Source organism: Streptomyces hyderabadensis (assembly GCF_020404845.1).
In the GTDB taxonomy this organism is placed as follows: domain Bacteria; phylum Actinomycetota; class Actinomycetes; order Streptomycetales; family Streptomycetaceae; genus Streptomyces; species Streptomyces hyderabadensis.
In genome coordinates this window covers 1-24298 of the sequence record NZ_JAIOJZ010000054.1, presented here as the reverse complement: position 1 = coordinate 24298, position 24298 = coordinate 1, and the positions used below count along the sequence as shown (strand labels likewise).

The window sequence follows — 24298 nt, the reverse complement described above, 5'->3', positions numbered from 1 at the left end:
CCGCCGATTGCTTGATAGTGCTCGAAAGATCGCTATACCTTGCAGGAACAATCAGTCCGGGTCCGGGGAGTGTGCGACGTGACGTATGTCGAGGACGAGCTCAACAGCCAGCCCGCCTGCTGGACGCGCGCCGCGGCCGAGGCGGCACGGCACACGGCGGCGCTGCCGGCGGCGGGGGAGCGGGTGGCGGTCGTCGGCTGCGGCACCTCGTACTTCATGGCCCAGTCGGCGGCGGCGCTGCGCGAGGAGGCGGGCCTCGGCGAGACGGACGCGTTCGCCGCCTCCGAGTTCCCGCGGGGACGGGCGTACGACCGAGTCGTCGCCCTCACCCGCTCCGGCACCACCACCGAAGTACTGACGCTGCTCGCGCGGTTGAAGGGCCGCACCCGCACCGTGGCGCTCACCGCCGACCCGCAGACGCCGGTGATGACCGCCGCCGACGACGTGGTCGTCCTCGACTTCGCCGACGAACGGTCGGTCGTCCAGACGCGGTTCGCGACCACCGCGCTCACCCTGCTCCGGGCCCACCTGGGCCTGCACAGCGAGGCCGTCGTCGCCGACGCCCGTGCCGCGCTCGCCGCCGAGCTGCCCGAAGGGCTCGTCGAGCGCACCCAGTTCACCTTCCTCGGCCGGGGCTGGACCGTCGGACTGGCCAACGAGGCCGGCCTCAAGATGCGCGAGGCCTCGCTGTCCTGGACGGAGGCCTACCCGGCGATGGAGTACCGGCACGGCCCGATCAGCATCAGCACCGCGGGCACGGCGACCTGGATGATCGGCGAGGCGCCCGGGGGACTGGCCGAGCAGGTCCGCGACACCGGGGCGCAGTGGGTCTCCAGTGAGCTGGACCCGCTCGCCGAACTGGTGCGCGCCCAGCGGCTCGCCGTCGCGGTCGCCGCCGCCCGCGGCCTCGACCCGGACCGCCCGCGCCATCTGACCCGCTCGGTCGTCCTCGCCCCCTGACGCCCGCCCACGGGACCCGGGAGGGAAACAGGTCGCGCACGCCCCCCGGGTTTCCGGAGGGCGAACCCCGCGCCCGCCGCACCTGCCCCGGCTACTCCTTGACCGCCTTCAGGACCACGAACTTCCGGTCGCCCGCCACCAGCCGGCTGTTGCCGAACAGGCGGCGCAGCTTGACGTGGTAGCCCAGGTGCCGGTTGCCGACCACCCACAGTTCACCGCCGGGGCGCAGCACCCGCCGCGCCCCGGTGAACATCCGCCACGCCGTGGCGTCGGTCGTCGCCTGGTGGGAATGGAACGGCGGGTTGTTGAGCACCAGGTCGGCACTGGCGTCCGGCACCCCGGCCAGCCCGTCCCCGACCCGGAACTCCGCCCGGGCACCGGCCCCGTTGGCCCGGTACGTGGCTTCGGCCGAGGCCACGGCCTGGAACGACTCGTCGGTGAACAGCACCTCGGCGTCCGGATCGGCCAGCGCCACCGCCGTGCCGACCACACCGTTGCCGCAGCCCAGGTCCACCACCCGCCCGAAGGCCCGGGTGTCCGGCAGGTGCTTGAGGAAGAAGCGGGTGCCGATGTCGAGCCGGTCGGCGCAGAAGACCCCGGCGTGGTTGACGACGGGCCGGCCGGCAAGGAGCGGACCGACGTCGTCGGGGAGCCGGTAGCCGAGCGGCCAGGGGTTGGCGGGCGGCTTCAGCGCGGGATCGGGCTGGGCGAAGATCAGCCGGGCCTTCTTCACGGCCAGGGAGGTCCGGGTCGGGCCGACGATCCGCTCGAACAGCCGGAGCGTCGAGGTGTGGATCTCCTTCACCATCCCGGTGCCGACCACGACCGTGCCCCCGTGCAGCGCGGGCGCCAGCCGCAGCAACTGGTCCTCCAGCAGCGCCAGGCTCTTGGGCACCCGCACCAGCAGTACGTCGACGCGGTCCGGCGGCGGGTCCTGCGTGGTGAGCAGACGCACCGAGCCCGGCTCGACACCCTCGCGCTCCAGGTTGGCGCGCGTCGCCTCCCGCGCGAGGTGGGAGTCGGTGATCTGCACCGGCCGGTGCGCCGCCAGCGCCGTCACCAGCGCCCCCCAGCGGTCGCCGACGACCACGACCGTGCCGTCCAGCGGGACCTCCTGCTCCGCCAGGTGCGCCAGCAGGTACTCGTCGGAGGCGTCCCAGGCGCGGAGCCGGTCGCGCGGGTCCTGCGGAAAGCGCGACAGCACATGCTCGCCCCAGGGCGTCGCCATGCGGTCGTCACGGTCACTGCGGTCGTTCGTGCTGCCGTCGTTCATCGTGCGTCCAGGCTAGCCGAGCCGCAGCTCAGCGCCGGTCCTGCCGGGGAAGGCGGGGCGCGGAGGCAGGATGGGGGGCATGGACGCCGAGCTGTTCCCCAGGACCCGTACCGAGACCGCGCCCGGCGCCGTCCACGTGCCGGACTGGCTGGCCCCGGGACGGCAGCGCGAGCTGCTGGACGCCTGCCGCGCGTGGGCCCGCCCACCGGCCGGACTGCGCACGGTGCGCACCCCCGGCGGCGGCACCATGACCGCCCGGCAGGTCTGCCTCGGCCGGCACTGGTACCCGTACGGCTACGCCGCCACCGCCGTCGACGGCGACGGCGCCCCGGTCAAGCCCTTCCCGGCCTGGCTCGACGACCTCGCCCGCCGCGCGGTGACCGACGCGCTCGGCGCCGAAGCGGTGGCACGGGAGCCGTACGACATCGCGCTGATCAACTTCTACGACGGCGACGCCCGGATGGGCATGCACCGCGACGCGGACGAGCGCTCCGACGCCCCCGTGGTCTCCCTGAGCCTCGGCGACACCTGCGTCTTCCGCTTCGGCAACCCCGAGACCCGCACCCGTCCCTACACGGACACCGAGCTGCGCAGCGGCGACCTGTTCGTCTTCGGCGGCCCCTCCCGGCTCGCGTACCACGGGGTGCCGAGGGTGCACCCGGGCACCGCGCCGCCCGAGTTGGGACTCACCGGCCGGCTGAACCTCACGCTCCGGGTCAGTGGCCTCTAGCCACCCCGCCCGGACGGATCATGGGAGACTCCCCCTCATGAGCGGCAAGGCGGACCCCCGGGCGGCGGGGGAAGGGACCACCTCGAGGACGCGGCTGGACCGGGGGCGCGGTGCGCTCGGGCCCGCGTTGCAGCTCGTGCACACCGGACGCGCCCCCACCAGGGCCGTCCTCACCGCGGAACTGGGCGTGACCCGGGCCACCGCCGGGGCGGTCGCCGCCGAGCTGGAGGCGCTCGGCCTGATCCGGGTGGACGCCAGGCCCGGCGCGGCGGCCGGTTCCCAGGGCCGCCCCTCGCACCGCCTCTCGGTCGCCGAGGACGGGCCGGTCGCCCTCGCCGCCCAGATCCACGCCGACGGGTTCCGCGCGGCCCTGGTCGGCCTCGGCGGCCGGATCGTCGCCACCGCGCCCGGCTGCGAGGTCGTCGACGCCGACCCGGCGAAGGTGCTGGGCTCCGTCGTCGAGGCGGGCGCGGAACTCCTGCGGGAGACCGGGCGGCGCTGCGTCGGCGCCGGACTCGCGGTGCCGTCCGCCGTCGCGGAACCGGAGGGCCTGGCCCTGAACCCGCTGCACCTGGCCTGGCCCGCGGGCGCGCCCGTGCGGGAGATCTTCGCGCGGCAGGTGCGCGCCGCGGGGATCCAGGGCCCCGCCTTCACCGGCAACGACGTCAACCTCGCGGCCCTCGCCGAGCACCGCCACGGCGCCGGACGCGGCGCCCGCGACCTGCTGTGCGTGGCCACCGGCCACCGCGGCGTCGGCGGCGCCCTGGTCCTCGACGGCCGCCTGCACACCGGCAGTTCCGGGCTCGCCCTGGAGGTCGGCCACCTCGCCGTCAACCCGGAGGGCCGCCCCTGCCACTGCGGCAGCCGCGGATGCCTGGACGTGGAGACCGACCCGCTGGCCTTCCTCACGGCGGCCGGCCGCGCACCGGGGCCCGAGGTGTCCCTGCTCCAGCAGTCCTACGACCTGATCCGCGAGCACTACGCCGACCCGTCCGTCCGCACCGCCACCGAGACCCTCATCGACCGGCTCGGCCTGGGACTCGCCGGACTGGTGAACATCCTCAACCCGGACCGCATCATCCTCGGCGGACTGCACCGGGCGCTCCTCGACGCCGACCCCGAGCGGCTGCGCGCGGTCGTCGCCGGGCGCAGTCTGTGGGGCCAGAGCGGCGGAGTGCCGATCCTGCCCTGCGGCCTCGACCACAACAGCCTGGTCGGCGCCGCCGAGTTGGCCTGGCAACCGGTCCTCGACGACCCGCTGGGCGTGCCGGCGTAGGCGGCCGTACGCGTCCGTGGCTCAGACCGCGGGCCGGTCGCCGCCGCTGGGGGAGGGCCGGTCGCCGCCGCTCGGGGCGTGGCTGAGGTCGACGACGCAGAAGACGTTGCCGTCCGGGTCGGCCAGCACGACGAAGTCGGGGTCGGGCGGGTACAGGTCCCACTCCACGGCGCGCGCACCGAGACCGGTCAGCCGCCGCACCTCCGCCTGCTGCTCCTCGGCCGAGTCCGTGAACAGGTCGAGGTGGAGACGGGGCCGCGGCTCGGGCGGCGAGTCGCTGCGCAGCAGACCGAGGGCCCGGCCGGAGCCGTCGGCGTACTCCAGCGTGCGCCAGGTCTCGCTGCGCCACTCCTCCGTGGCGACCAAGGGCAGCGCCGCCGTCCAGAACGCCACCGCGCGGGGGATGTCCGTGACACCGATGACGGGGATTCCGAGTCTCAGCATGATCCCGACCCTACGTACTGGGCCAGCCCGTCGCCCAGCGACCAGTCCGCGGAGGTGTTCTCGGTCAGGGTGACGAAGACGTTGCGGGGCTCCGTCCCCGCGTACTCCTCGGCGAGTTGCGCGATCCGGCGGTACAGCGCCTCCTTCCGCCCGGTCGTCCGTCCCGCCCGCAGCGTGATGGCCACGAACACGATGCCCGCGTCCCGGTGCACCCCGAGGTAGTCGTCGTAGCGCAGGGTGCCTCGGGCGGGGGCGTGGGCCGTCAGGACCTGGAAGCGGTCGTCGGGCGGGATGCCGAGCGTGTCGACCAGGGCGTCGTGGACGGCCCGCCCGAGCGCGTCGAGCCGGGCGCCGCCGGTGTCGTCGTGGGCGTCGATGCGGACGAAGGGCACAGGGGGATCTCCCGTCGGGCGAGGGCCGGTGGTGCGCGCGGACGTCAGCGCCAGTCGACGGCGAACGCCCGCGCCGGATTCTCGGTGAGGACGCGCCGCACCAGCTCCTCGCCCACGGCGAGCGCCAGCCGCGGAGCCACGCGGCGCAACAGGTACGGCATGCCGGGGCCGCCGTCGACCGACCGGGCGGCCGCCGTCGTCGTGTCGCCGCCCAGCAGCAGCCGATCGCCGAACCCCGCCTCGGCGAGGTCCCGCACGGCGTCCGGCATCCGCCAGTCGGTGGCGTGATGGGCCCGCGACGGCCCGTCGAACGCCAGCCAGCACCCCGACCCGGCGGCCGCGCGGTGCGTCACGGGGTCGGGCGAGCGATTGAGATGCCCGAGGATCAAACGGTCCGGCGGCACCTCCAACTCCCCGCACAACAGCTCCAGTACGTCCAGCGCGCCGGTGCCCAGCTCCAGGTGCACGGCGATGGGCGCCCCGGTCGCGTGGTGCGCCTCGGCCGCCGCCGACATCGTCCACCGCGCGTGCGCGTCGAGCGCGTGGAAGCCGCCGGCCACCTTGATCAGTCCGGCCCGGACTCCCGACGTCCCGATGCCCCGGGTCAGTTCGGCGACGAAGACCTCGGCGGCCCGGCCCCGCAGCGCCGCGAGCGTGCCCTCGCCGTAGTGGACGTCCTGGTGCAGTCCCGTCGCGGCCACCACGTGGACGCCGGTCTCCCGGGACAGACCCGGCAGGTCCGCGGCCCGCCGGCCCAGGCCGTACGGCGTCCACTGCACCACCGCGCCGCCGCCCTGCGCGCGGAACGCGGCCAGCTCCGCCCGCGCCGCCGCCGGGTCGTGCAGCTCCTCGCCGGGCAGCCGGGGGCTGGCGAAGAACAGGTGGTCGTGGGCGTCGCACACGCCCAACTCACCGCCTGGCACGTCCCCGAGGACCGTGCGGACGGCGCTCACCACTGGCGTCCCCTGGTCAGCAGGCCCCGCCCGGGCCCGGACAGGTGCAGCACTCGGAAGACCTCGCCCTCCGTCCCGCCCGGCGCCTCGCCCGCGTGCAGCGAGAAGTGCACCAGCTCCCAGCGCCCGGTGTCCACGACCGCCGCCGCGAGCAGTGCCCCGTCCAGGCCCGCCAGCCGCCCGGTCTCCCGCACCGCGTCGGCCGCCGCCTCGGCCAGCGGCACCCCCTCCGGCACCCGCTGCCGCCGCAGGACCGCCAGGCGCGCGGGGGAGCCGGCGGCGCCGCCCTCCTCGTACGCCAGCCCCGTCCACTGCCGGACCGCGGGGCGGCCGAAGTCGTCGGTGGGCCGCTGGAAGGCGCCCTCCCAGAGGAAGGAGTTCATGCCTTCCACGGTGTGCCACAGGTAGAACGGCGCGTACTGGTTGACCGGCGAGCCGTCCTTCCCGCGCTCGCGGATCAGGTAGGCCTTGAGCCCGAGCCCGGGCCAGTGGTCCAGCAGGTGCCCGGTGCGGGCCACCCGCTCCCTGATGACGTCCGTCGAGTAGTCGGCGGGCAGGGTGAAGGAGTACTGCATGGCGTGCATCGGATGCCCCCTCAGGCGTGCGGGTCCTCGTGGGCGACGTGTGCGCCCCACTCGGTGGTCGTGCCGTCCCCGGCGGCCTCGACGACCGCGAGGTGGCTCATGAAGGTGTGCGGCCCGGCGCCGTGCCAGTGCCACTCGCCCGGTTCGATCCACACGGTGTCGCCCGCGCGGACGGTCTCCACCGCCCCGCCCCTGCGCTGCACCCGGCCCTCGCCCTGGAGGATGTGCAGCACCTGGCCGTGCGGATGACGGTGCCAGGCGGTGTGCGCGCCGGGCGCGAAGTGGACGTCGAACATGCGGAGCCGGGAGGGAGCCGGGGGAGCGGCGATCTCGTCCAGCCAGACCGTGCCGGTGAAGTTCTCGGCCGCGCCCCGCTCGGTTCCGGGGCGCTGTCGGGTGATGTACACGGGTCGTCGGGCTCCTCTACGCGGTGGTGTTCTCGTGGGGGATGTTCTGGTGGGGGTTGGTCCGGTGGCGGTCGTTCCGGTGGGAGGCAAGCAGCGAGAGCAGCCCCCGGACGCCCGCGTCGAAGGCGGCGGGCGAGCCGGACGCGCGGGCCAGGACGTAGCCGCCCTGGACGGTCGCGACGACCGCCGCCGCGATCTCCTCGCCGTCCAGCGAGGGCGCGAACTCGCCCTGCTCCCGGCCCTCCTCGACGAGCTGGGCGATCTGCTCGCGCAGCCAGTCGAGGGTCTCGTCCACCGGGGCGCGCAGGGTGTCGTCGGCGATCACGTCCGGGTCCATCGTCAGACGCCCGACCGGGCACCCGCGCAGCACGTCGCGCTCGCGCCGCAGATACGCCTCGATGCGCTCGAACGGCGTCCCCGGACCGGTGAGCACGGCCTCGGCGGTGGCCCGCATCTCCTGGGCGGTGCGCCGGATCGCGGCGAGCGCGAGGTCGGGCTTGCCCTTGAAGTGGTGGTACATGCTGCCCTGTCCGGCCTGGGCCCGCTCCAGGATCGCCTTGGGGCTGGTGCCCACGTACCCGCGCTCCCACAGCAGCTCGCGGGTGGACTCGATCAGTCGTTCCGAGGTGCTCATAGAGTCACTGTACATACTAGTAGTTACAGAAGTCGAGAGGCCGACGAGGAGCAAGGGGAGCAGAGGCGGACCGCCGGAGTACTCCCCGCGACGTACGCACACTGCCGCTGGCCGTACGACGACCGGGACCCCCTCCCGGGGCGAGGCTCGGAAGCGACACAAGGGACATCGCGACCGAGGAGTTGGACGACATGGAGACCCTGGCACAGTTCGGCGACGGCGGGCCCGGCCCGTGGATCCTGCTCTTCCCGGTGATCTGGGCACTGGTCATCGGCGGCGGCATCACCCTGCTGCGCCGCACGGTGTGGCGCGGACGACGCGGCCCGGGACGGCCGACGGCCGTCGCGGACAACTCGCCCATCACCGTGCTCGGCCACCGCTTCGCCTCCGGCGAGATCGACGAGGACGAGTACTGGCGCCGGCTGTCCGTGCTGGACGAGCAGTTCGGCCGGACCGGCAAGGGCGGTGCGGCATGACCACGACGACCGACGTCCGGGCCGCCGCCCGGGTCGTGGACGCCGTCAAGGTGTACGGCGGTGGCGACACCGCCGTACGCGCCCTGGACGGCGTGAGCGTCGGCTTCCCGGCCGGCCGCTTCACCGCCATCATGGGGCCCTCCGGCTCCGGCAAGTCCACCCTGATGCACTGCGCCGCCGGACTCGACACGCTCACCTCGGGCACCGCCCGCATCGGCGACACCGACCTGAGCACCCTCGACGACCGCCGGCTCACCCTGCTGCGCCGCGACCGCGTCGGCTTCGTCTTCCAGGCCTTCAACCTGGTGCCGACGCTGACCGTCGCCGAGAACATCACCCTCCCCCTGGACCTGGCCGGCCGCCGGGGCGACACCGAGTGGGTCGATGCGCTGATCGACGTCGTCGGACTGCGCGACCGCCTGCACCACCGGCCCGCCGAACTCTCCGGCGGCCAGCAGCAGCGTGTGGCCGTGGCCCGCGCCTTCGCCGGACAGCCGGACGTGGTCTTCGCCGACGAGCCCACCGGCAACCTCGACTCCCGCTCCGGCGGCGAGGTGCTCGGCCTCCTTCGCCGCACCGTCCGGCAGACCGGCCGCACGGTCGTCATGGTCACCCACGACCCCGTCGCCGCCGCCCACGCGGACGAGGTCGTCTTCCTCGCGGACGGACGCCTCGTCGACCGCATGGACGCACCGACCGCCGACAAGGTTTTGGACCGGATGAAGGCCTTCGAGGTGCCGTCATGAACGCCTCCGTCCGCCTGAGCGCCTCCTCGCTCAGGGCCCACAAACGCCGCTTCGCCGGGACCTTCCTCGCCGTGGTCCTCGGCGTCGCCTTCCTGACCGGCACCCTGGTCATGGGCGACACGCTCCGCGCGAGCTTCGACAGCATGTTCGGCAACGCCGCCGGCGGTACCGACGCCGTGGTGCGCAGCGCCGACGCCATCACCACACCGGGCGAGAGCCAGGGCGTACGGCAGCCGGTCCGCGCCGACCTGGTGCGGGCCGTCGAGCGGGTGCCCGGCGTCGCGGCCGCCGCCCCCAGCATCCAGGGCGCGGGCCAGCTCGTCGGCGCGGACGGCGACCCGATCGGCGGCCAGGGACCACCCACCCTGGCCGGCAACTGGATCACCGACCCGGAGCTGAACCCGTACCGCCTCGCCGAGGGACGTGCCCCGCAGCGGTCCGGCGAGGTCGTCGTCAACCGCGGCGCCGCCGAGAAGGGCGGGCTGGCGATCGGCGACACCACCATCCTGCGCACGCCCGACCCCGTCGAGGTCACCGTCGTCGGCCTGGCCACCTTCGGCGGCGAGGACGGCATGGCGCAGGTGACCTTCACCGGCATGACCCGGGCCGACGCCGAGAAGTACCTCACCGCACGGCCGGGCGAGGCGGCGACCATCCAGGTGCGGGCCGGACCGGGCGTCGGCCAGCGGGAACTGGTCGACCGGCTCACCCCCGTGCTGCCCGAGGGCGTCGAGGCCATCACCGGGCAGGAGTCGGCCGCGGAGAACACCGACATGATCTCCAGTCAGTTCCTGACCCTGTTCACGACCTTCCTGCTCGTCTTCTCCGGTATCGCCCTGCTGGTCGCGACCTTCTCGATCCACAACACCTTCGCCATCGTGGTCGCCCAGCGCACCCGGGAGAACGCCCTGCTGCGCGCGCTCGGCGCCTCCCGCCGCCAGGTCACCGCCGCCACCCTCGTCGAGGCGGCCGCCGTGGCCGTGACCGCGTCCGCCGCCGGGCTCGCGGGCGGCATCGGCATCGCGGCCGGACTCCAGGCCCTGTTCCCGGCGATCGGCTTCCCGTTCCCCGAGGGCGCCCTGGTGATCAGCGCGCTGTCGCTGCTGCTCCCGCTCGCCGTCGGCGTCGTGGTCTGCCTCGGCTCCGCCCTGCTGCCGGCGGCCCGCGCGGGCCGCACCGCACCCCTGGCCGCGCTGCGCGAGACGGCTGTCGACACCTCCGGCGCGTCCCGCGCACGGGCGGTGACCGGCACGGGGATGCTCGTGCTCGCCCTCGCGGTGACGCTCGTCGGGGTCCTGCTCTCCCCGTCGGTGTGGCTGGCCGGAGCGGGCGCGGTGCTCGCCCTGGCCTCCTTCGTCGTACTCGGCCCGGTCGCCTCCGCCACCGCCGTACGCGTCCTCGGGGCCCCGCTGGACCGGCTGCGCGGCGTGACCGGCGTCCTCGCCCGGCGCAACGCCCTGCGCAGCCCCAAGCGCACGGCGGCCACCGCCGGGGCGCTGATGATCGGCGTGGCGGTCGTGTCGCTGTTCACGGTGTTCGGCGCCTCGCTCAAGGCGACCATGGACCAGACCGTCTCCCGGTCCTTCGCGGGCGACGTCGCCGTCAGCGCGCCGTCCTTCGGCGCGGGCGGCAGCGGCCTCAGCCCGCGGCTGGCCGGCGCGGTCCGGGAACTGCCCGAGGTGGACACCGCGGTCGGACTCGGCCGGGGCGTGGCGGAAGTGGACGGCGAGGGACGTGCGTTGACCGTCACCGACCCGGCCGCCCTGAACCGCACCTTCGACCTGGGCACCGTCCACGGCTCACTGGACGACCTCGGCACCGACGGCATCGCGGTCACCGGGAGCGAGGCGGACAAGCGGGGACTGACCACCGGCGACACCACGCGCCTCACCTTCACCGACGGGCGCAGCGCCACCTTCACCGTCCGCGCGGTCTACGGGCAGTCCGAACTCGCCGGCGACTACGTGATCACCCGCGCCGCCTGGGCCCCGCACCGCACCCAGGACTCCGACACCCTGGTCGCCGTCTCCTTCCGGAACGGCGTCGACGCGGACGCCGGCAAGGCGGCGGTGGAGAAGATCGCGGGCCAGTACGGCAACCCCGAGGTGCAGACCCGGGACGAGTACGCGCAGTCCTCCGCAGGCGGCATCGACATGATGCTCACCCTCGTCTACGCGCTGCTCGCCCTCGCGGTGCTCATCGCGCTGCTCGGCATCGCCAACACCCTCACCCTGGCGGTCCACGAGCGCACCCGCGAACTCGGCCTGCTGCGCGCCGTCGGGCAGACCCGGGCCCAGCTGCGGGCCATGGTCCGCTGGGAGTCCGTCCTGGTCGCCGCCTTCGGCACGGTCGGCGGGCTCGGCCTCGGCGCCTTCCTCGGCTGGGTCCTGGTGGCCGCCTCCGACGGTGCCTCGGACAGCGCGTTCGCCTTCGCCCTGCCGCCGGTGCAGCTCACGGTGGTGGCCCTGGTCGGCCTCGCGGCCGGCGCCCTGGCGGGCCTGCGCCCGGCCCGACGCGCGTCCCGCCTGGACGTACTGCGCGCGGTCGCCGCGGAGTGACCCGGACCGTCCGGTGCTTTCCCGGCCGGTACCCCACCCCCGTCACACCTCGACGGACCGGGGTACCGGCCAACGGGCTTGCGTGAGCGGCGCCGGGCCCGGGTGGCTGACGGCGCTCACCCCACCCGCCCGCCGCCGGGCTGCTCGCCGCCGCACGCGGAACACCCGCCTGCCCGGGAGGCCATCGCGGACCGCTCCGTGACACGGCGTCACCGGTCGCAGGGATCGCGTGGGGGGCGGGGTCGGGCGGCACAGACGCACGGACTGGAAGGCGTTCGCCGTCGCACGGCCGGCGCGCACTCGGCGGTTCGCAAGGTCCGCCGCCGGGCTGCCGTCCGGACCGCGGTGGGGTGCCCACGCGGAGGAGGGCAGGCCCGGACCACCGCGGGGCGCGAGCGTCACCGTTCGCGGTCGCCGGACCGCGGGCGCCACCGGCCACCGGCCGCCGGGGACAGGCGGCGGGCGGTGCGGGGCTGCCGTCCTACGCGCCCGCGGACCCGTCCGCGCGCCCGGTCCCAGCGGGTCTCCGACACGCAGTCAGGACCGCCACGGGCCCCGGCGGTCGCGGGGCGCCGCCAACGGTGCGGAACCCGTTCTGGACGTCGGCCGGAAACCGCCGCACGGCCCGCGGCAGCGGACGGTCACCGCCCGGTCAGCCGACAACGGTCGACCGGGCGGGAGCGGGTTGGCGGCTGCCGAGGTCGACCGCGTGCCCGGCCTCGGCGAACGCGGCCGCCGGCACCTCCTCGACCAGCCGGCGCGGCGGGCGGGCCGCCACGGGCGGCGCGGTGACCGGCGCGGCGGTGACGGCCGTCGGCAGCGTGAACCAGACGACCTTGCCCGACGCACCGTCCGGCCGGGCGCCCCAGCTCTCGCTCATCGCGGCCACCATGGCCAGGCCGCGCCCGCACGTCGCGAGCGGCTCCGCGTCGTCCACGACGGGCAGCCGCGGATCGTGGTCGCGCACCGAGACCGTGAGCCGGTCCAGGAGCAGTTCCAGCTCCACGGTGCACGTCTTGTCGGGCCGGGCATGCAGGTGGACATTGGTCAACAACTCCGTCACGCCGAGCACCGCCCGGTCGATCAGGAGTTCCATATGCCAGTAGCGCAATTGCGCAGATACGATTCTGCGGACCTGGCCGATCCGCGACGGCAGGGCTTGGAGCTCCACCGTGCAGTGTCTGCTTGGGTGAGTGATCACGGCTGCGACTCCCCGACATAGAGGTCCGGAAGAACACGGAGTTCGGATCCAGCGAGGCGCACCTGGCGCACGCCGCCCGCTGTCATGGCCGGCGGGCTGGTTCGCAGCGTTATCGCCGGTAAACCCAGAGTGACGTGAGACCAGCGTGACGCAAGGGGTTCGGTACCGCAACTTACGGACATCTCTCAGGCGCGGCGTCCGGCCGCCCTGCGCACCGCCTCGATGAAGCGGCGGGCGGCGGGCGGTCCCGGTTCGCCGGGAGCCGGGTCACGCTCGCCGAGGGTCAGCAGGTAGCGCTTGCCGTCGAGGTCGGCCAGCGCCCGGTCCTGCGGCGCGAACCACGGGCGGGAGGCGCGCACCGCCTGCACCGGCGCGCTGTCTATCTCGCTGCCGTAGCTGGTCAGCAACTCCACCCGGCCACCGCTGATCCGGACCGTCCCGGCCCGGGTGAGTGACCGCAGCCGCTTGCCGATCCGCACCCCCGTGGCCCTGAACTCCGGCTCCGCCATGGCCGTCGCCCCCTCGTGCGCGTCGGTTCCCGCCGCTGGCAGTCTGCCCGCACCGTGCCGCGAGCACCAGTACGCGCCGTCCCTTTCCGGGGGCGACCGGAGCACTCGCGCGAATGCGCCCCCCACCGTGCCCCCACCGGGGCGTACCCGGCATCCCAGGGGTGCCTTTGAGGCGCCCAAAGCCGTGTTTATGCAGGTGAGAAGCGTGTGGAAGGTGTTTATGATCCAGGGTGTCGGCCGCACCGTCCGCCGTCGGCGCGCAGCGTAAGGAGCCCCGAAGTGAGCACTGACCGGCAGACCGGCACCGGCGCCACCCTGGACGTCGACCACAGCGACGCCGCCTACCGCGCCTGGCTGAAAGAGGCCGTCCGCAAGGTCCAGGCCGACGCCAACCGCTCGGCCGACACCCACCTGCTCCTGTTCCCGCTGCCGGAGCACTGGGGCATCGACCTGTACCTGAAGGACGAGTCGACGCACCCCACCGGCAGCCTCAAGCACCGCCTCGCCCGCTCCCTGTTCCTCTACGGACTGTGCAACGGCTGGATCCGGCCCGACCGCCCGGTGATCGAGGCGTCCAGCGGCTCGACGGCCGTCTCCGAGGCCTACTTCGCGAGCCTGATCGGCGTGCCCTTCATCGCCGTCATGCCCCGCACGACGAGCACCGAGAAGATCCGCCTGATCGAGTTCCACGGCGGACGGTGCCACTTCGTGGACGACTCCCGGCGGATGTACGAGGAGTCGGCCCGCCTCGCGGCGGAGACCGGCGGCCACTACATGGACCAGTTCACCTACGCCGAACGCGCCACCGACTGGCGCGGCAACAACAACATCGCCGAGTCGATCTTCCGCCAGCTGCGGCTGGAACGGTACCCCGAGCCGTCCTGGATCGTCGCCACGGCCGGCACCGGCGGCACCTCGGCGACCCTCGCCCGCTACGTCCACTACATGCAGTACGACACCCGCGTCTGCGTCGCCGACCCGGACAACTCCTGCTTCTTCGAGGGCTGGACCACCGGCGACCCGGACGTGGCCTGCGACCGGGGCTCCCGGATCGAGGGCATCGGCCGGCCCCGGATGGAACCGAGCTTCGTGCCCGGCGCGATCGACCGCATGATGAAGGTGCCGGACGCGGCGAGCGTCGCGGCCGTACGTTCCCTGGAGCGGGTCATCGGCCGCAAGGCGGGCGGCTCCACGGGCACCGGGCTGTGGAGCGCGCTGAAGATCGTCGCCGAGATGGTGGCCGCGGGGGAGCGGGGCAGCGTCGTGACGCTGCTGTGCGACCCCGGGGACCGGTACCTCGACAAGTACTACTCGGACGCCTGGCTCGCCGAACAGGGCCTCGACATCGAGCCGTACACGGCGGCGATCGAGTCCCTGCTGCGCACGGGCACCTGGCCGGCCTGACGGGGCCCGCGCCGGGCTACGGGCGCCGCAGCCGCCGGTCCAGCGAGGTGACCGCACCCCGGAAGGCCCGCCCCAGCCCCGGGCGGGCCCGGTCGAGCACGAAGCGGAACGGCGCCGTACCGTCCGCCGCGAACGTCCAGCGCACCCGCGTACCGGTACCGGCCGGCGTCAGCCGCCACTCCTCGAGCATGGCCCGGGCACCCGGCGCGTTGGTGACGTCGATGCGATAGGCGTACACCTCGGGCCGCTCGGCCGCCAGCACCGTCTCCACGAACCGCGTGCCGCCCCTGAGCCTGATCTCGCGCCCCGCTCCCGCACCGATGGGCCGGGCGTACGTCACCGCGGAGAACCACGCGGTCCAGCCGGGCACGTCCTCCGCCAGGGCGCGGAAGACGGCGTCCGGAGGGGCCGAGATCTCCCGGGCGAAGACGAGGCGCACCGGCGCCGTCTCGACGAAGTCGAGACCCACCGGACGCAGACGGCGAGCCATGGACACAACCCCCTTGTACGAAGCCGCGCGTGGCGGACGGTCGGCCGGGTGGCGCCACGATAGTCCCGGGCGCGCCGGGTGTCAGCGGGGCGGGCGCCGTACGGCGGGCTCCGCCCGGCGCTTCGCCGGCAGGGCGTTCCCGCGCCCGCCGGCGTCGGTGTCGGCGTCAGTCCGCCGCGGGCTCCGGCTCGCCCGCCACGACCAGCCCGAGGTGCTCGGCGACCTCCGCGCGGGCCCCGGCCGACAGCCCGGAGTCAGTCACGAGCGTGTCCACCTGCTCCAGCGCGGCGAACGAACTCAGGCCCACGACCCCCCACTTGGTGTGGTCCGCGACCACGACGACACGCCGCGCCGACTGCACGAGCCGCCGGTTCGTCTCGGCCTCCGCCAGGTTCGGCGTGGACAGACCCGCCTCGGCCGATATCCCGTGCACGCCCAGGAACAGCACGTCGAAGTGGAGCGTCGCGATCGCCTGGTCGGCGACCGGCCCCACCAGCGAGTCGGAGGGCGTGCGCACGCCGCCGGTGAGCACCACCGTCGCCCCGCCCTGCCGCGCGCCCGAGGTGCGCTGCGCCACGTGGAAGACGTCGGCCACCCGCACCGAGTTGGTGACCACCGTCAGGTCCGGCACGTCCACCAGCCGGTGCGCCAGCGCGTACGTCGTCGTACCGCCCGACAGGGCGATCGCGGCGCCCGGCGCGACCAGCTCCGCGGCGGCCCGCGCGATGTCCTCCTTGGCGGTCGGCTCCAGCCCGGACTTGGCCTCGAACCCCGGTTCGTGGGTGCTCGCCTCCGCCACCGGTACCGCTCCGCCGTGCACCTTCTCCAGCACACCCTGCCGGGACAGCGCGTCGAGGTCGCGGCGGACCGTCATGTCCGACACGCCGAGCTTCCGGGTCAGCTCGTTGACCCGGACACCGCCCCGGCGGCGCACCTCGTCGAGGATCAGGGCGCGCCGCTGCTCCGCGAGGAGGTTCGGATTCTCACTCACGTACGCTTCGGTCCTTTCGCCGCAAAACCGTCCGACACGCCGACGCACCCGCTCCGATGAGGGCTTCTTCCCGCACCCGTGCGCGGACGTCCATCCTCGCACGCCCCGCCACGGCCCGCGCCACCGCCCGCCCGCCGTCACCGGTCACGCGGATCGGGGAGATTCCGTGCCGAGGGGTGCAGGAGGGACCCGGACGGGAGATCCTTGTGCCCGCACGGACAGAGCCGACGGCGCGTCACGGGGGAGTGCGGACAGTGGAAGAGGCACAGGAGCGGGCCGGGGCGGGCGGGACGGACGCGAGAAGCGGCACCGCCCTGGAACTCCTGGTGCACGGAGTGGGCGGTACGACACCCGCCGAGATGCTGGACGACCCGCGGACCGTGCGGATCACCGGCGACCACGTCGCGGCCGTCTTCCGGCGCACCGAGGACGCCGACGCCGAGTCCCGGCCCGAGGACTACCGGGGCCGGCCGGTGCCCGAGGCCTACGTCTGGTGCAACCTCACCTCCGGCAACGGCACCCGCGCCCTGTGGCTGCTGCTCCTGCCCTTCATGGTGGTCAACATCGCCCACTGGATGCGGCCCGCCGCCCATGGCCGGATCCGCACGATCCGCCTCTACGGACTGCTGCTGCGGCTCGCGGGCCTCACCCTGACGGTGCTCCTGGTCGCCGCCGCCTGCGAGGTCGCCCTCGACCTCGTGGCCTGGCAGTGCGCGGGCACGCGCGCGTGCGCCGAGCGGCACTCCTGGCTGGGCTTCCTGTCGCCGGTGACGTCCGACGGCGGCTGGTGGAGCACGCCCGGCCGCAGGCTCGCCCTCGCGGCCGCGGTCCCCGCCGCGCTCACCGGGCTGCTGTGGTACCTGTCGCTGCGCACCTGGCGGGCGTACGAGTCCCGGCAGCCGATGGACCACGGGGCCGACGCCGAGGAGGACCCCCGCCGCGCCGCGCTGGGCCGCCCCGGGTTCTGGTACGGGCGCCGCCTGGTGGCCCGGCTGCGCGCCGCGCACACCGCCGCGGGCCTGCTGACCGTCGCCGTGGCGGTCGGCCTGCCGGCGGCCCGCTTCGACCGGCGGCCGGGCGGACCGGCGCTGCTCGACGCCCTGGGCTGGGTCCTGCTGGGGGCGCTGGCCGCGGGGTCGGTGGCCGTGGTCGCGGTGGTGTGCCGCCGGGGCCGCAGCGAGAGGCGCCTCGACCGGACCCTCGACGAGCACCTCGTACGCCGCCTGCCGCTCGCCGCCCTCCTGCTGTTCGTCCTCACCCTGCTGTACGGCGGCTGGACCCGCCCGTCGTGGACGTCGGAGGGCCGGCTGGCCGGTGACGCGGCCTTCGGCGGCATCGCCCTGGTGCAGGGCTTGCTGGTCATCGCGCTGGCCGTGGTCGCCCACCTGCTCCACCGCAGCCGCCCGGACGCCCGCGCCGCGATCCGGGGCCTGGGCGGTCCCGCCGTCGCCATGCTGGCCTGCGCGCTGGGCGGCGTGATGTCCGGCGGCGTCGCCCAGCGCGTGGCCGACTGGATGGACGGCACCGGCGCCTTCCTGGTCGGCCCGCCCGTCCTGCTGACCTGGCAGGCGTCCGTCATCCCGCCGCTGCTCGTCGTCGTCCTGCTGATGTGCGCCGTGCTCGCCCGGCACACCCTGCGCCTGGCCCGGGCCGAACGGGACGCGGTGGAACGCGACCACCCGGGCGAGACCGGGGACCCGGGCCGCACCCGGCGCATCGCGCTCACCCGCGCCATGGCCACCCTCACCGACCGGGCACCCGTCCTCGTGGCCATCACCTCCGCCGCCACCCTGCTGCTCGGCGCCGGAGCCCTGGTGGGCGCCCTGATGACCGAGAAGGTGCCCGGCGAGGCCGCGCGCGGCACCTACGCCGTCGTCCAGGGGGCCGCGCAGACCGCGCAGGACCTGGGTTCCTGGCTGATCGGACTCGGCTTCATACTGTTCGTCACCTGGGGCAGGCGCGCCTACAAGGACGCCTCCGCGCGGCGCACCATCGGCATCCTGTGGGACGTCGGCACCTTCTGGCCGCGCGCCGCGCACCCCTTCGCACCGCCCTGCTACGCCGAGCGCGCGGTGCCCGACCTGACCTGGCGGATGGCGACCTGGACCCGCGCCACCGGCGGCCGGCTGGTCATCTCCGGGCACTCGCAGGGCAGCGTGCTCGCGGCCGCCGCGTCCTGGCAGCTCGAACCGTCCGCCCGCAAACGGGTCGCCCTGCTCACCTACGGCTCCCCGCTGGAGCGCCTGTACGGCCGCTGGTTCCCGGCCCACTTCGGCCCCGACGCGCTCGCCTCGCTGCACGAGGAGGTCGACTGCTGGCGCAACCTCCACCGGCGCACCGACCCCATCGGCGGCCCGATGCGACTGCCCGGCGACGCGGGCCCCGCCGTGGACCGCGCGCCCCTCAAGGACCCGCTGACCTACGGCCGGACCGAACTCCACCCGCTGCCGGCGCCGATCCTCGGTCACTCCGACTACCAGGCGGACCCGGCCTTCGCCGAGGAACGCGGACGCCTGCTGGCCCGGCTTCGGCCGGGAGTACCCGCGCCGCGCCACACCGGTGGCGCCGAGGCGCCCGTCCCGGCCGCGGACGACGCGACCGGGGACTGCTGAGGCCGAGGCCGTCCGGCCCGGGCACCGGCGCCGTCAGGGCAGCTCGGGCAGGTCCTCCGGGTACAGCAGGGTCAGGTCGTCCGTGCTGGGGTCGGGCAGCTGGGCGACCCGGCTCGCGTGCCGCTCCACCATCGCCTCGAAGGTCTGCCGGGCGGTGCGGCCGTTGCCGAAGGCCGGGCCCTTGGGGATCTCCGTGAAGTACTTCGTCAGGGAGTCCGAGGTGCCCGGTCCCAGCCGGTACTCGTGTTCGTCCGCCTGCTGCTCCACGATCCGCAGCAGCTCCCCCGGGCCGTAGTCACCGAAGGTGATGGTGCGTGAGAAGCGGGACGCCACCCCGGGGTTGACCGACAGGAAGCGCTCCATCTCCGCCGTGTACCCCGCGACGATCACGACGACCGACTCCCGCTGGTCCTCCATCAGCTTGACCAGGGTGTCGATGGCCTCCTTGCCGAAGTCCCGGCCCGCGTCCTCGGGGGAGAGGGCGTACGCCTCGTCGATGAACAGCACGCCGCCGTGCGCCCGCTGGAACGCCTCCTGGGTGCGGATCGCCGTCGAGCCGATGTGCTCGCCCACCAGGTCCACCCGGGAGACCTCGACCAGGTGGCCCTTGTCCAGCACGCCGAGCGAGGCGAGGATCTCGCCGTACAGCCGGGCCACCGTCGTCTTGCCCGTGCCGGGGGAGCCGGTGAAGACCAGGTGCCGCTTGACCGACGCGGCCTTCAGGCCCGCCCGCTGCCGGCGCCGGCCCACCTCGATCATGTCGGTCAGCGCGCGCACCTCGCGCTTGACGCTGTCCAGGCCCACCAGCGCGTCCAGTTCGCCCAGGACGGCCTTCGAAGTCCGGGCCGGCTCCTGGGGGGCGGGGCCCGCGATGAGCGGCTCCTGCTCGGTGGTGCGCTGCCCGGGGATCGAGCCCAGCAGACCGGGGGACTGGGCCGCCGTCTGCACCACCGGCTCGGGCGCGGCGGGCGCCGCCGTCAGGCCGGTGCTCTCGTCGCTCGTGCAGTCCTCGACGAGCGGACCGGAGTCGTACGCCGTGTCGGGGCCGCCGTCGGCGAACTCGTACCCGCCGCGCGCGCACCGCTCCGTGCGGCACTTCCGCAGCGTCGTACGACAGCCGTCGATCACGTGGAAGCCGTAGCCCGCGCTCCCGGTGACCCGGCAGCTGAGGAAGCTGCCGCGGCCGCCGGCCGAGACGTAGACGCCCGCCTCGGAGGGGGAGTCGACGGTGCAGCGCTCGATCGTGGGGTCGGCGCCCTTGGTGACGATCACGCCGGTGCGGTTGCCGTCCAGGGTGCAGTTGTTCAGGGTGCCGCCGCTGCCGTGGTCGCGGAACCAGGCGCCGGTGGCGGCGTCCCGGATGCGGCAGTCGTCGAGCTGCGCGGTGGCGCCGTCGCTCACCGACACGGCGGTGTTGCGCACCTGGGAGAGGTCGCTGTCGACGACGTCCGCGCGCGAGCCGCGGTCCAGCACGAACAGCGCGTCCGGCACGTCGTGCACCCGGCAGGAGTCGAGCACCGCGGTGGCACCGTCGCTGACCCAGACCGCCGGGTAGTCGCCGGTGCTGTCGAAGATCTCGCACTGGTTGGCGTCCACCCGGGTGCCCGGGTCCCACACCGACAGGCCGTTGCGCCCGAACTGCCGCACGCTGGTGCGGGTCAGGGTGAGGACCGAGCGGGACCTGAGGTCGACCGCGTTCTCCGGGATGTCGTGGATGCGGCAGTCGGCCAGGGTCAGCACCGCGTCCGTGTCCAGGGTGACGCCGTCGCCGGTGGTGCGGTGCACGTCGCAGTCGGTCAGGTGGGCCGTGGCCCGGCCGGTCACCTGCACGCCGCTGCCGCGCACTTCGTAGACCTCGCAGCCCACCGCCTCCAGGGCGGAGCCCTCGCCGGTCGCCGTCAGCCCGGAACCGGCGGCGTGGTGCACCCGGCAGCGCTCCAGCCGGGGGTGGGCGCCGGAGCGCACCGCGACGCCCGCCTGACCGGCCGCCACGACCTCGCACTCCTCGAACACGCCGCCCCCGCCGTCCAGGACGGCGATGCCGACACCGGCGGGATTGTCGACGGTGCAGCGCCGCACCGTGGGACGCGCACTGCCGCGCACCTCTATCCCGGAGGCGGAACGGGCCACGACCCTGAGGCCCAGCAGCTCCGGTGTGCCGTCCTCGACCAGCACCGCGGGCGCCGCCGCGTCCTGGCCCTCGACGTGCAGGTCCTGGATCACCGCGGACGCGCGCACGGTCAGCGGGACACCGTCGGCGGGCGTGATCCGGACCGAGCCCTGGGCGCCCTCGGGGCCGCGCAGGGTCACCGCCCGCTGGACGACGAGGTTCTCCCGGTAGGTCCCGGGGGCGACGGTGAGGACGTCACCGTCGGCCGCGGCCTCCAGGGCGGCGGCGAGCGATGCGTACTCACCCGTGCGGCGCCGCCACCGCGAGGTGCCGGTGTGCGTCACCTGGACCGTGCCCTGTGCCATGGCGTTGCTGTGCCCCCACCTCGTCGTACGCGGGTCGTCGCCGATTCGCTTCGGCCGGTCCACCGTAGCGTGCGCGCAGGTGGTGAGTTGACCGGAGGCCGAAGCCCGTCAACTGCCCGCGCCGGTCCTGCCCCAGTCCGGTCCCGCCCGCTCCCACTCGCGCTCCAGACGCGCGTACCGGCGGCGGACCATGCGCCAGACCACGATCCGCCGGGCGGCCTCCACCAGGGCCGCGGCCGCCACCGCGGTGCCGGCCCCGGCGAGCACGGCGTGCGTGGCCGCGGTCGCGGAGTCCAGCGGGCGGGCCACCTCCCGGCCCCGCGCGTCCGTCCACATCGCGAACCGGTCGCCGCTGGCCGGGCGGTCGATGCCCACCAGGACGGGGCCCTCGTGCCGCGAGCCGTCCGGACCGGTCCAGTCGGCCAGCACACGGCTGCGCAGCTCCTCGCCCGGGGCACCCTCCGGGTCGACGGTCAGGGGCGAACGCTCCAGGGCCCGGACCACGGTGGCCGTCACCCGGTGCCGTGCCTCGTGCTGCTCGCGCACCGACCGCTGCAGGGCGCTCTGCGCCGCGCCGCCGACGAGCACGCCGGCCAGCGGCGCCACGAACACGATCAGCAGCAGCGCCGTCAGGGCCAGCCACGCCTCGGCCAGGTCACTGGTGCGGCACAGCGGATTGCCTCGCCAACGCCACAGCCCTCCGATCGCCCGCACACACGCACCCCCTTCCCTGCCTCCGCCGCACCCCCGTCGAGCCGGTCACGCCGGTCCCGGGCGGGCCGGACCGCCCAGGCGCGCCGCCCCTTCCGGACGGCCCGGCACGGCCGGGTTCTCATGAACCTCTCAGAAACCCCAACGCGCGTACCCCGCACCGGGTTCCCGTTACCGTGCCGTTTGTCCGGAACCGGAGCACGGCCCCGGTGAGGGGCGAGACTTCACTCGGTGAGGGCGAGGACTCACTCGACGATCCGCACCGGGTCGCCGACCCGGACCGTGCCGCGGCCGAGCGGGACCAGGTTCTGCCCGAAGACCAGCTTGCCGTCGACGCGCCGGTGCCGGCCGAGACTGTGCAGGGGCTCGGCGCCGCGGTCCGCGGTGCCCTGGTCGGTGGTCGTCACCACACACCGCCCGCACGGCTTGGCGACCCGCAGGACGACTTCGCCGACGGCGATGCGCGACCAGGTGTCCTCGGCCCAGGGCGCGGTGCCGGAGACGACCAGGTTCGGCCGGAAGCGGTTCATGGGCAACGGACCCTCGTCCGCGTGCTCACCGCGCGCGATCAGGGAGTTGAGCGCGTCCAGCGAGGCCGTGGTGGTCAGCAGCAGCGGAAAGCCGTCCGCGAAGGAAACGGTCTCGCCCGGCAGCGCGTACCGCGGGTCCACGGGGCGGCGGGTGGCGGGATCGTCCAGGTGCACCAGCCGGACGTCGGTGCCGAGCAGCGCGCTGCACCAGGCGTGCGCGGCCTCGTCCTCGGCCGGGACCGCCTCCACCTTGTCCCGGAAGATCTGCACCGGCACGGTGCTGCCCGCGCGCGGGACCGGCACCGTGAGCGGCGCCGTGCCGGGCGCGGACAGCCGTACACCGCCGCCGGGCAGAAGCTCGGCGGCGGCCAGGGCTAGGCGCGGCTGCCTGCGTTGCGTGACGACCTTTCCCCCGTCGTCGATCAGCATCCAGCGTCGGTCCCCGGCCGGCCCCCAGGGCTCCACCACGGCCTCCTGGAGCGACAGGCTCCGCAAGGCCTTGACCGGATGGACGTGGATCGACTGCAGTCGCGCGTACCCCATGGGGTCATCGTGCCAGGTGGCTGCGACAACCCGGAGGACGGCTCAGTAGCCGCGGTACTGCTGCTGGTTGTACGGATCCTGGTACGGCGCGGGGGCCGGCCGGGGAGCCGCGGGGCGCATCGCCTCGTACCCCGCGGGACCGGGCGCGGCCGGGCGGGGCTGCTGCGGCTGCTGGGGGCCGGGGTATCCGCGCGGCGCGGTCGCCTGGTGCGGGATGTACGCGGCGGGCGCCTGCTGCAGCGGGGCGGGCTGCGGGGCCTGCTGCGGATATCCGTAGGCGGGCTGCGAGGGGCCCGCCGGCAGGGCGGGCAGGGCGGACGGCAGCGCGGGCAGATGGCTGCTGCTCGGCATGTCGTACGCGGCGGGGACCCGGATCGGGGCGATCTGCGGTGTGCCCCGTTCGGCCACGAGCGAGTCGTAGATCGGGGTGTCCGGGAAGGAGGCGGAGTAGTAGCCGCCGCCATAAGTGGAGCGGGGGGAGGTCATGGCCATAAGTTAAGCCCACGATGTGCTGGTTGGGGAGACCGATAAGAGGGTTGTTTTCCGTGTCCGCAGTGACCGGGCATCCCCAATGCGAGCGAACTTGGCAAAATAGGGCGTCGGGCCGCGCGATTTTGCGGTAAAGGCCAAGTTCCGGGCGGGTTACCGGCGGTTGGCCGAACCTTCTGCCGGACTCTTCTTCAAGGGCGGGCGGCCAGGAGAATAGGTTGTGCGTCAGGAACTCGACGAATCGCCGGGACTCGACCCGGCTCGGTGACACGTGATGGGGGCGGACATGTCAATGTCGAAAGGATCGAACACCCCGGTGCCGACCACGGCGCTGCGGGTCGAACTGGGCTGGCGGTCCGGACCCGGCGTGCCCGACGCGGACGCCTCCGCCCTCCTGCTGGTGGGCGGCAAGGTGCGCTCCGACGCGGACTTCGTCTTCTACAACCAGCCGGCCCACGCCTCCGGATCGGTCCGGCACGAGGGCAAGCGGGACGCTGGCGGCCGGGTGACCGACAGCCTCCTCGTCGACCTCACGCGCGTGGAGCCCGCGATCGAGACCGTGATCCTCGCCGCCTCCTCGGACGGCGGAGCCTTCGGACAGGTGCCCGAGCTGTACATCGAGGTGCGCGACACCACGCAGAACAGCGTCGTGGCCCGCTTCGACAACCCGGGCGCGACCGTCGAGACGGCCTTCGTGCTCGGCGAGTTCTACCGCCGCCAGGGCGCCTGGAAGTTCCGTGCCGTCGGGCAGGGGTACGACAGCGGTCTCGAAGGCCTGGCCACGGACTACGGCATCTCGGTGGACGAACCGCAGCACGCACCTCCGGCCGCCGCGCCCGCACCTCCGGCCGCCGTGCCCGCGCCGCCCCCCCCCGCCCCCCCCGCGCCGCGGGGCCCCCCCCCCCCCCCC

24 protein-coding genes are annotated in these 24298 nt (G+C 74.6%); 9 read left to right on the top strand and 15 right to left on the bottom strand.

Going from position 1 to position 24298, the window contains the following annotated elements; all coding sequences use genetic code 11:
* Nucleotides 1-78 precede the first annotated feature (78 nt).
* Nucleotides 79-960: an SIS domain-containing protein gene (locus K7854_RS30715; protein ID WP_226029817.1), complete on the top strand. Its 882-nt coding sequence runs from the start codon at nt 79-81 to the stop codon at nt 958-960.
* A 91-nt stretch (nt 961-1051) separates the two neighbouring features.
* Here K7854_RS30715 and K7854_RS30710 read toward each other — a convergent pair whose 3' ends face one another.
* Entirely contained in the window at nt 1052-2233 is a 1182-nt protein-coding gene (locus K7854_RS30710; RefSeq protein ID WP_372481091.1) for a methyltransferase, read from the bottom strand.
* Nucleotides 2234-2312: 79 nt separating this feature from the next.
* Between K7854_RS30710 and K7854_RS30705 the strand changes: the two genes are divergently transcribed.
* Nucleotides 2313-2963 (top strand): alpha-ketoglutarate-dependent dioxygenase AlkB family protein, encoded by a 651-nt coding sequence (locus tag K7854_RS30705; RefSeq protein WP_226029816.1) that lies wholly within the window; start codon nt 2313-2315, stop codon nt 2961-2963.
* 37 nt (nt 2964-3000) lie between these two features.
* The gene (locus K7854_RS30700) at nt 3001-4239 is read left to right on the top strand and encodes an ROK family protein (protein WP_226029815.1); all 1239 of its coding nucleotides are present in this window, start codon (nt 3001-3003) and stop codon (nt 4237-4239) included.
* A gap of 21 nt (nt 4240-4260) precedes the next feature.
* On the opposite strand, the gene K7854_RS30695 is transcribed toward K7854_RS30700, so the two are convergent.
* From K7854_RS30695 to K7854_RS30670, 6 genes are read right to left on the bottom strand one after another with little or no spacing between them, the layout of a single operon-like run.
* Nucleotides 4261-4683, bottom strand: coding sequence for a VOC family protein (locus tag K7854_RS30695; RefSeq protein ID WP_226029814.1), 423 nt, complete (start codon nt 4681-4683; stop codon nt 4261-4263).
* Nucleotides 4677-5075, bottom strand: coding sequence for a tautomerase family protein (locus tag K7854_RS30690; RefSeq protein ID WP_226029813.1), 399 nt, complete (start codon nt 5073-5075; stop codon nt 4677-4679). The genes K7854_RS30695 and K7854_RS30690 overlap by 7 nt, the downstream gene beginning before the upstream one ends.
* A 44-nt stretch (nt 5076-5119) precedes the next feature.
* The gene (locus K7854_RS30685; protein ID WP_226029812.1) at nt 5120-6028 is read right to left on the bottom strand and encodes a phosphotriesterase family protein; all 909 of its coding nucleotides are present in this window, start codon (nt 6026-6028) and stop codon (nt 5120-5122) included.
* On the bottom strand, nt 6025-6612 hold the full coding sequence (locus K7854_RS30680; RefSeq protein WP_226029811.1) for a DUF4865 family protein: 588 nt from the start codon (nt 6610-6612) through the stop codon (nt 6025-6027). Before K7854_RS30680 ends, K7854_RS30685 begins: the two co-directional genes overlap by 4 nt.
* A gap of 11 nt (nt 6613-6623) precedes the next feature.
* On the bottom strand, nt 6624-7019 hold the full coding sequence (locus K7854_RS30675) for a (R)-mandelonitrile lyase (protein ID WP_226029810.1): 396 nt from the start codon (nt 7017-7019) through the stop codon (nt 6624-6626).
* A gap of 16 nt (nt 7020-7035) precedes the next feature.
* On the bottom strand, nt 7036-7653 hold the full coding sequence (locus tag K7854_RS30670; protein WP_226029809.1) for a TetR/AcrR family transcriptional regulator: 618 nt from the start codon (nt 7651-7653) through the stop codon (nt 7036-7038).
* A 191-nt stretch (nt 7654-7844) separates the two neighbouring features.
* Between K7854_RS30670 and K7854_RS30665 the strand changes: the two genes are divergently transcribed.
* Genes K7854_RS30665 through K7854_RS30655 form a run of 3 tightly spaced genes read left to right on the top strand, consistent with a single transcriptional unit; the run spans nt 7845 to nt 11433 of the window.
* Nucleotides 7845-8129 carry an SHOCT domain-containing protein gene (locus K7854_RS30665; protein WP_226029808.1) on the top strand — a complete coding sequence of 95 codons (285 nt, stop codon included), beginning with the start codon at nt 7845-7847 and terminating at the stop codon, nt 8127-8129.
* On the top strand, nt 8126-8875 hold the full coding sequence (locus tag K7854_RS30660) for an ABC transporter ATP-binding protein (protein ID WP_226029807.1): 750 nt from the start codon (nt 8126-8128) through the stop codon (nt 8873-8875). Before K7854_RS30665 ends, K7854_RS30660 begins: the two co-directional genes overlap by 4 nt.
* On the top strand, nt 8872-11433 hold the full coding sequence (locus K7854_RS30655) for an ABC transporter permease (protein WP_226029806.1): 2562 nt from the start codon (nt 8872-8874) through the stop codon (nt 11431-11433). The genes K7854_RS30660 and K7854_RS30655 overlap by 4 nt, the downstream gene beginning before the upstream one ends.
* A gap of 652 nt (nt 11434-12085) precedes the next feature.
* Here K7854_RS30655 and K7854_RS30650 read toward each other — a convergent pair.
* Together K7854_RS30650 and K7854_RS30645 are read right to left on the bottom strand one after the other, a co-directional pair.
* Complete coding sequence (locus tag K7854_RS30650; RefSeq protein WP_226029805.1) at nt 12086-12634, bottom strand: ATP-binding protein; 549 nt, start codon at nt 12632-12634, stop codon at nt 12086-12088.
* Between the two features lie 185 nt (nt 12635-12819).
* Nucleotides 12820-13143, bottom strand: a complete 324-nt coding sequence (locus tag K7854_RS30645; RefSeq protein WP_104633681.1) for a hypothetical protein — start codon at nt 13141-13143, stop codon at nt 12820-12822.
* A 279-nt stretch (nt 13144-13422) separates the two neighbouring features.
* On the opposite strand from K7854_RS30645, the gene cds1 reads away from it, so the two are divergent.
* The gene (gene cds1, locus K7854_RS30640) at nt 13423-14547 is read left to right on the top strand and encodes an L-cysteine desulfhydrase Cds1 (RefSeq protein ID WP_308112581.1); all 1125 of its coding nucleotides are present in this window, start codon (nt 13423-13425) and stop codon (nt 14545-14547) included.
* A 16-nt stretch (nt 14548-14563) separates the two neighbouring features.
* Here the strand turns inward: cds1 and K7854_RS30635 are convergent, their stop codons facing one another.
* Nucleotides 14564-15037, bottom strand: coding sequence for an SRPBCC family protein (locus K7854_RS30635; protein WP_226029804.1), 474 nt, complete (start codon nt 15035-15037; stop codon nt 14564-14566).
* A gap of 166 nt (nt 15038-15203) precedes the next feature.
* The gene (locus tag K7854_RS30630; RefSeq protein WP_226029803.1) at nt 15204-16028 is read right to left on the bottom strand and encodes a DeoR/GlpR family DNA-binding transcription regulator; all 825 of its coding nucleotides are present in this window, start codon (nt 16026-16028) and stop codon (nt 15204-15206) included.
* Nucleotides 16029-16282: 254 nt separating this feature from the next.
* Between K7854_RS30630 and K7854_RS30625 the strand changes: the two genes are divergently transcribed.
* A complete protein-coding gene (locus K7854_RS30625; protein WP_226029802.1) occupies nt 16283-18640 on the top strand; it encodes a hypothetical protein in 2358 nt (785 codons plus the stop codon).
* A 33-nt stretch (nt 18641-18673) separates the two neighbouring features.
* Here K7854_RS30625 and K7854_RS30620 read toward each other — a convergent pair whose 3' ends face one another.
* The 4 genes from K7854_RS30620 to K7854_RS30605 form a co-directional block, all read right to left on the bottom strand.
* Nucleotides 18674-21115, bottom strand: a complete 2442-nt coding sequence (locus K7854_RS30620) for a right-handed parallel beta-helix repeat-containing protein (RefSeq protein ID WP_226029801.1) — start codon at nt 21113-21115, stop codon at nt 18674-18676.
* 108 nt (nt 21116-21223) lie between these two features.
* Nucleotides 21224-21829: an Rv1733c family protein gene (locus K7854_RS30615; protein ID WP_226029800.1), complete on the bottom strand. Its 606-nt coding sequence runs from the start codon at nt 21827-21829 to the stop codon at nt 21224-21226.
* Nucleotides 21830-22071: 242 nt separating this feature from the next.
* On the bottom strand, nt 22072-22899 hold the full coding sequence (locus K7854_RS30610) for an MOSC domain-containing protein (protein ID WP_226029799.1): 828 nt from the start codon (nt 22897-22899) through the stop codon (nt 22072-22074).
* A 42-nt stretch (nt 22900-22941) separates the two neighbouring features.
* Nucleotides 22942-23385, bottom strand: coding sequence for a DUF6643 family protein (locus tag K7854_RS30605; RefSeq protein WP_226029798.1), 444 nt, complete (start codon nt 23383-23385; stop codon nt 22942-22944).
* 295 nt (nt 23386-23680) lie between these two features.
* On the opposite strand from K7854_RS30605, the gene K7854_RS30600 reads away from it, so the two are divergent.
* A partial coding sequence (locus K7854_RS30600) for a TerD family protein (protein WP_226029797.1) occupies nt 23681-24298 on the top strand: 618 nt, incomplete at its 3' end.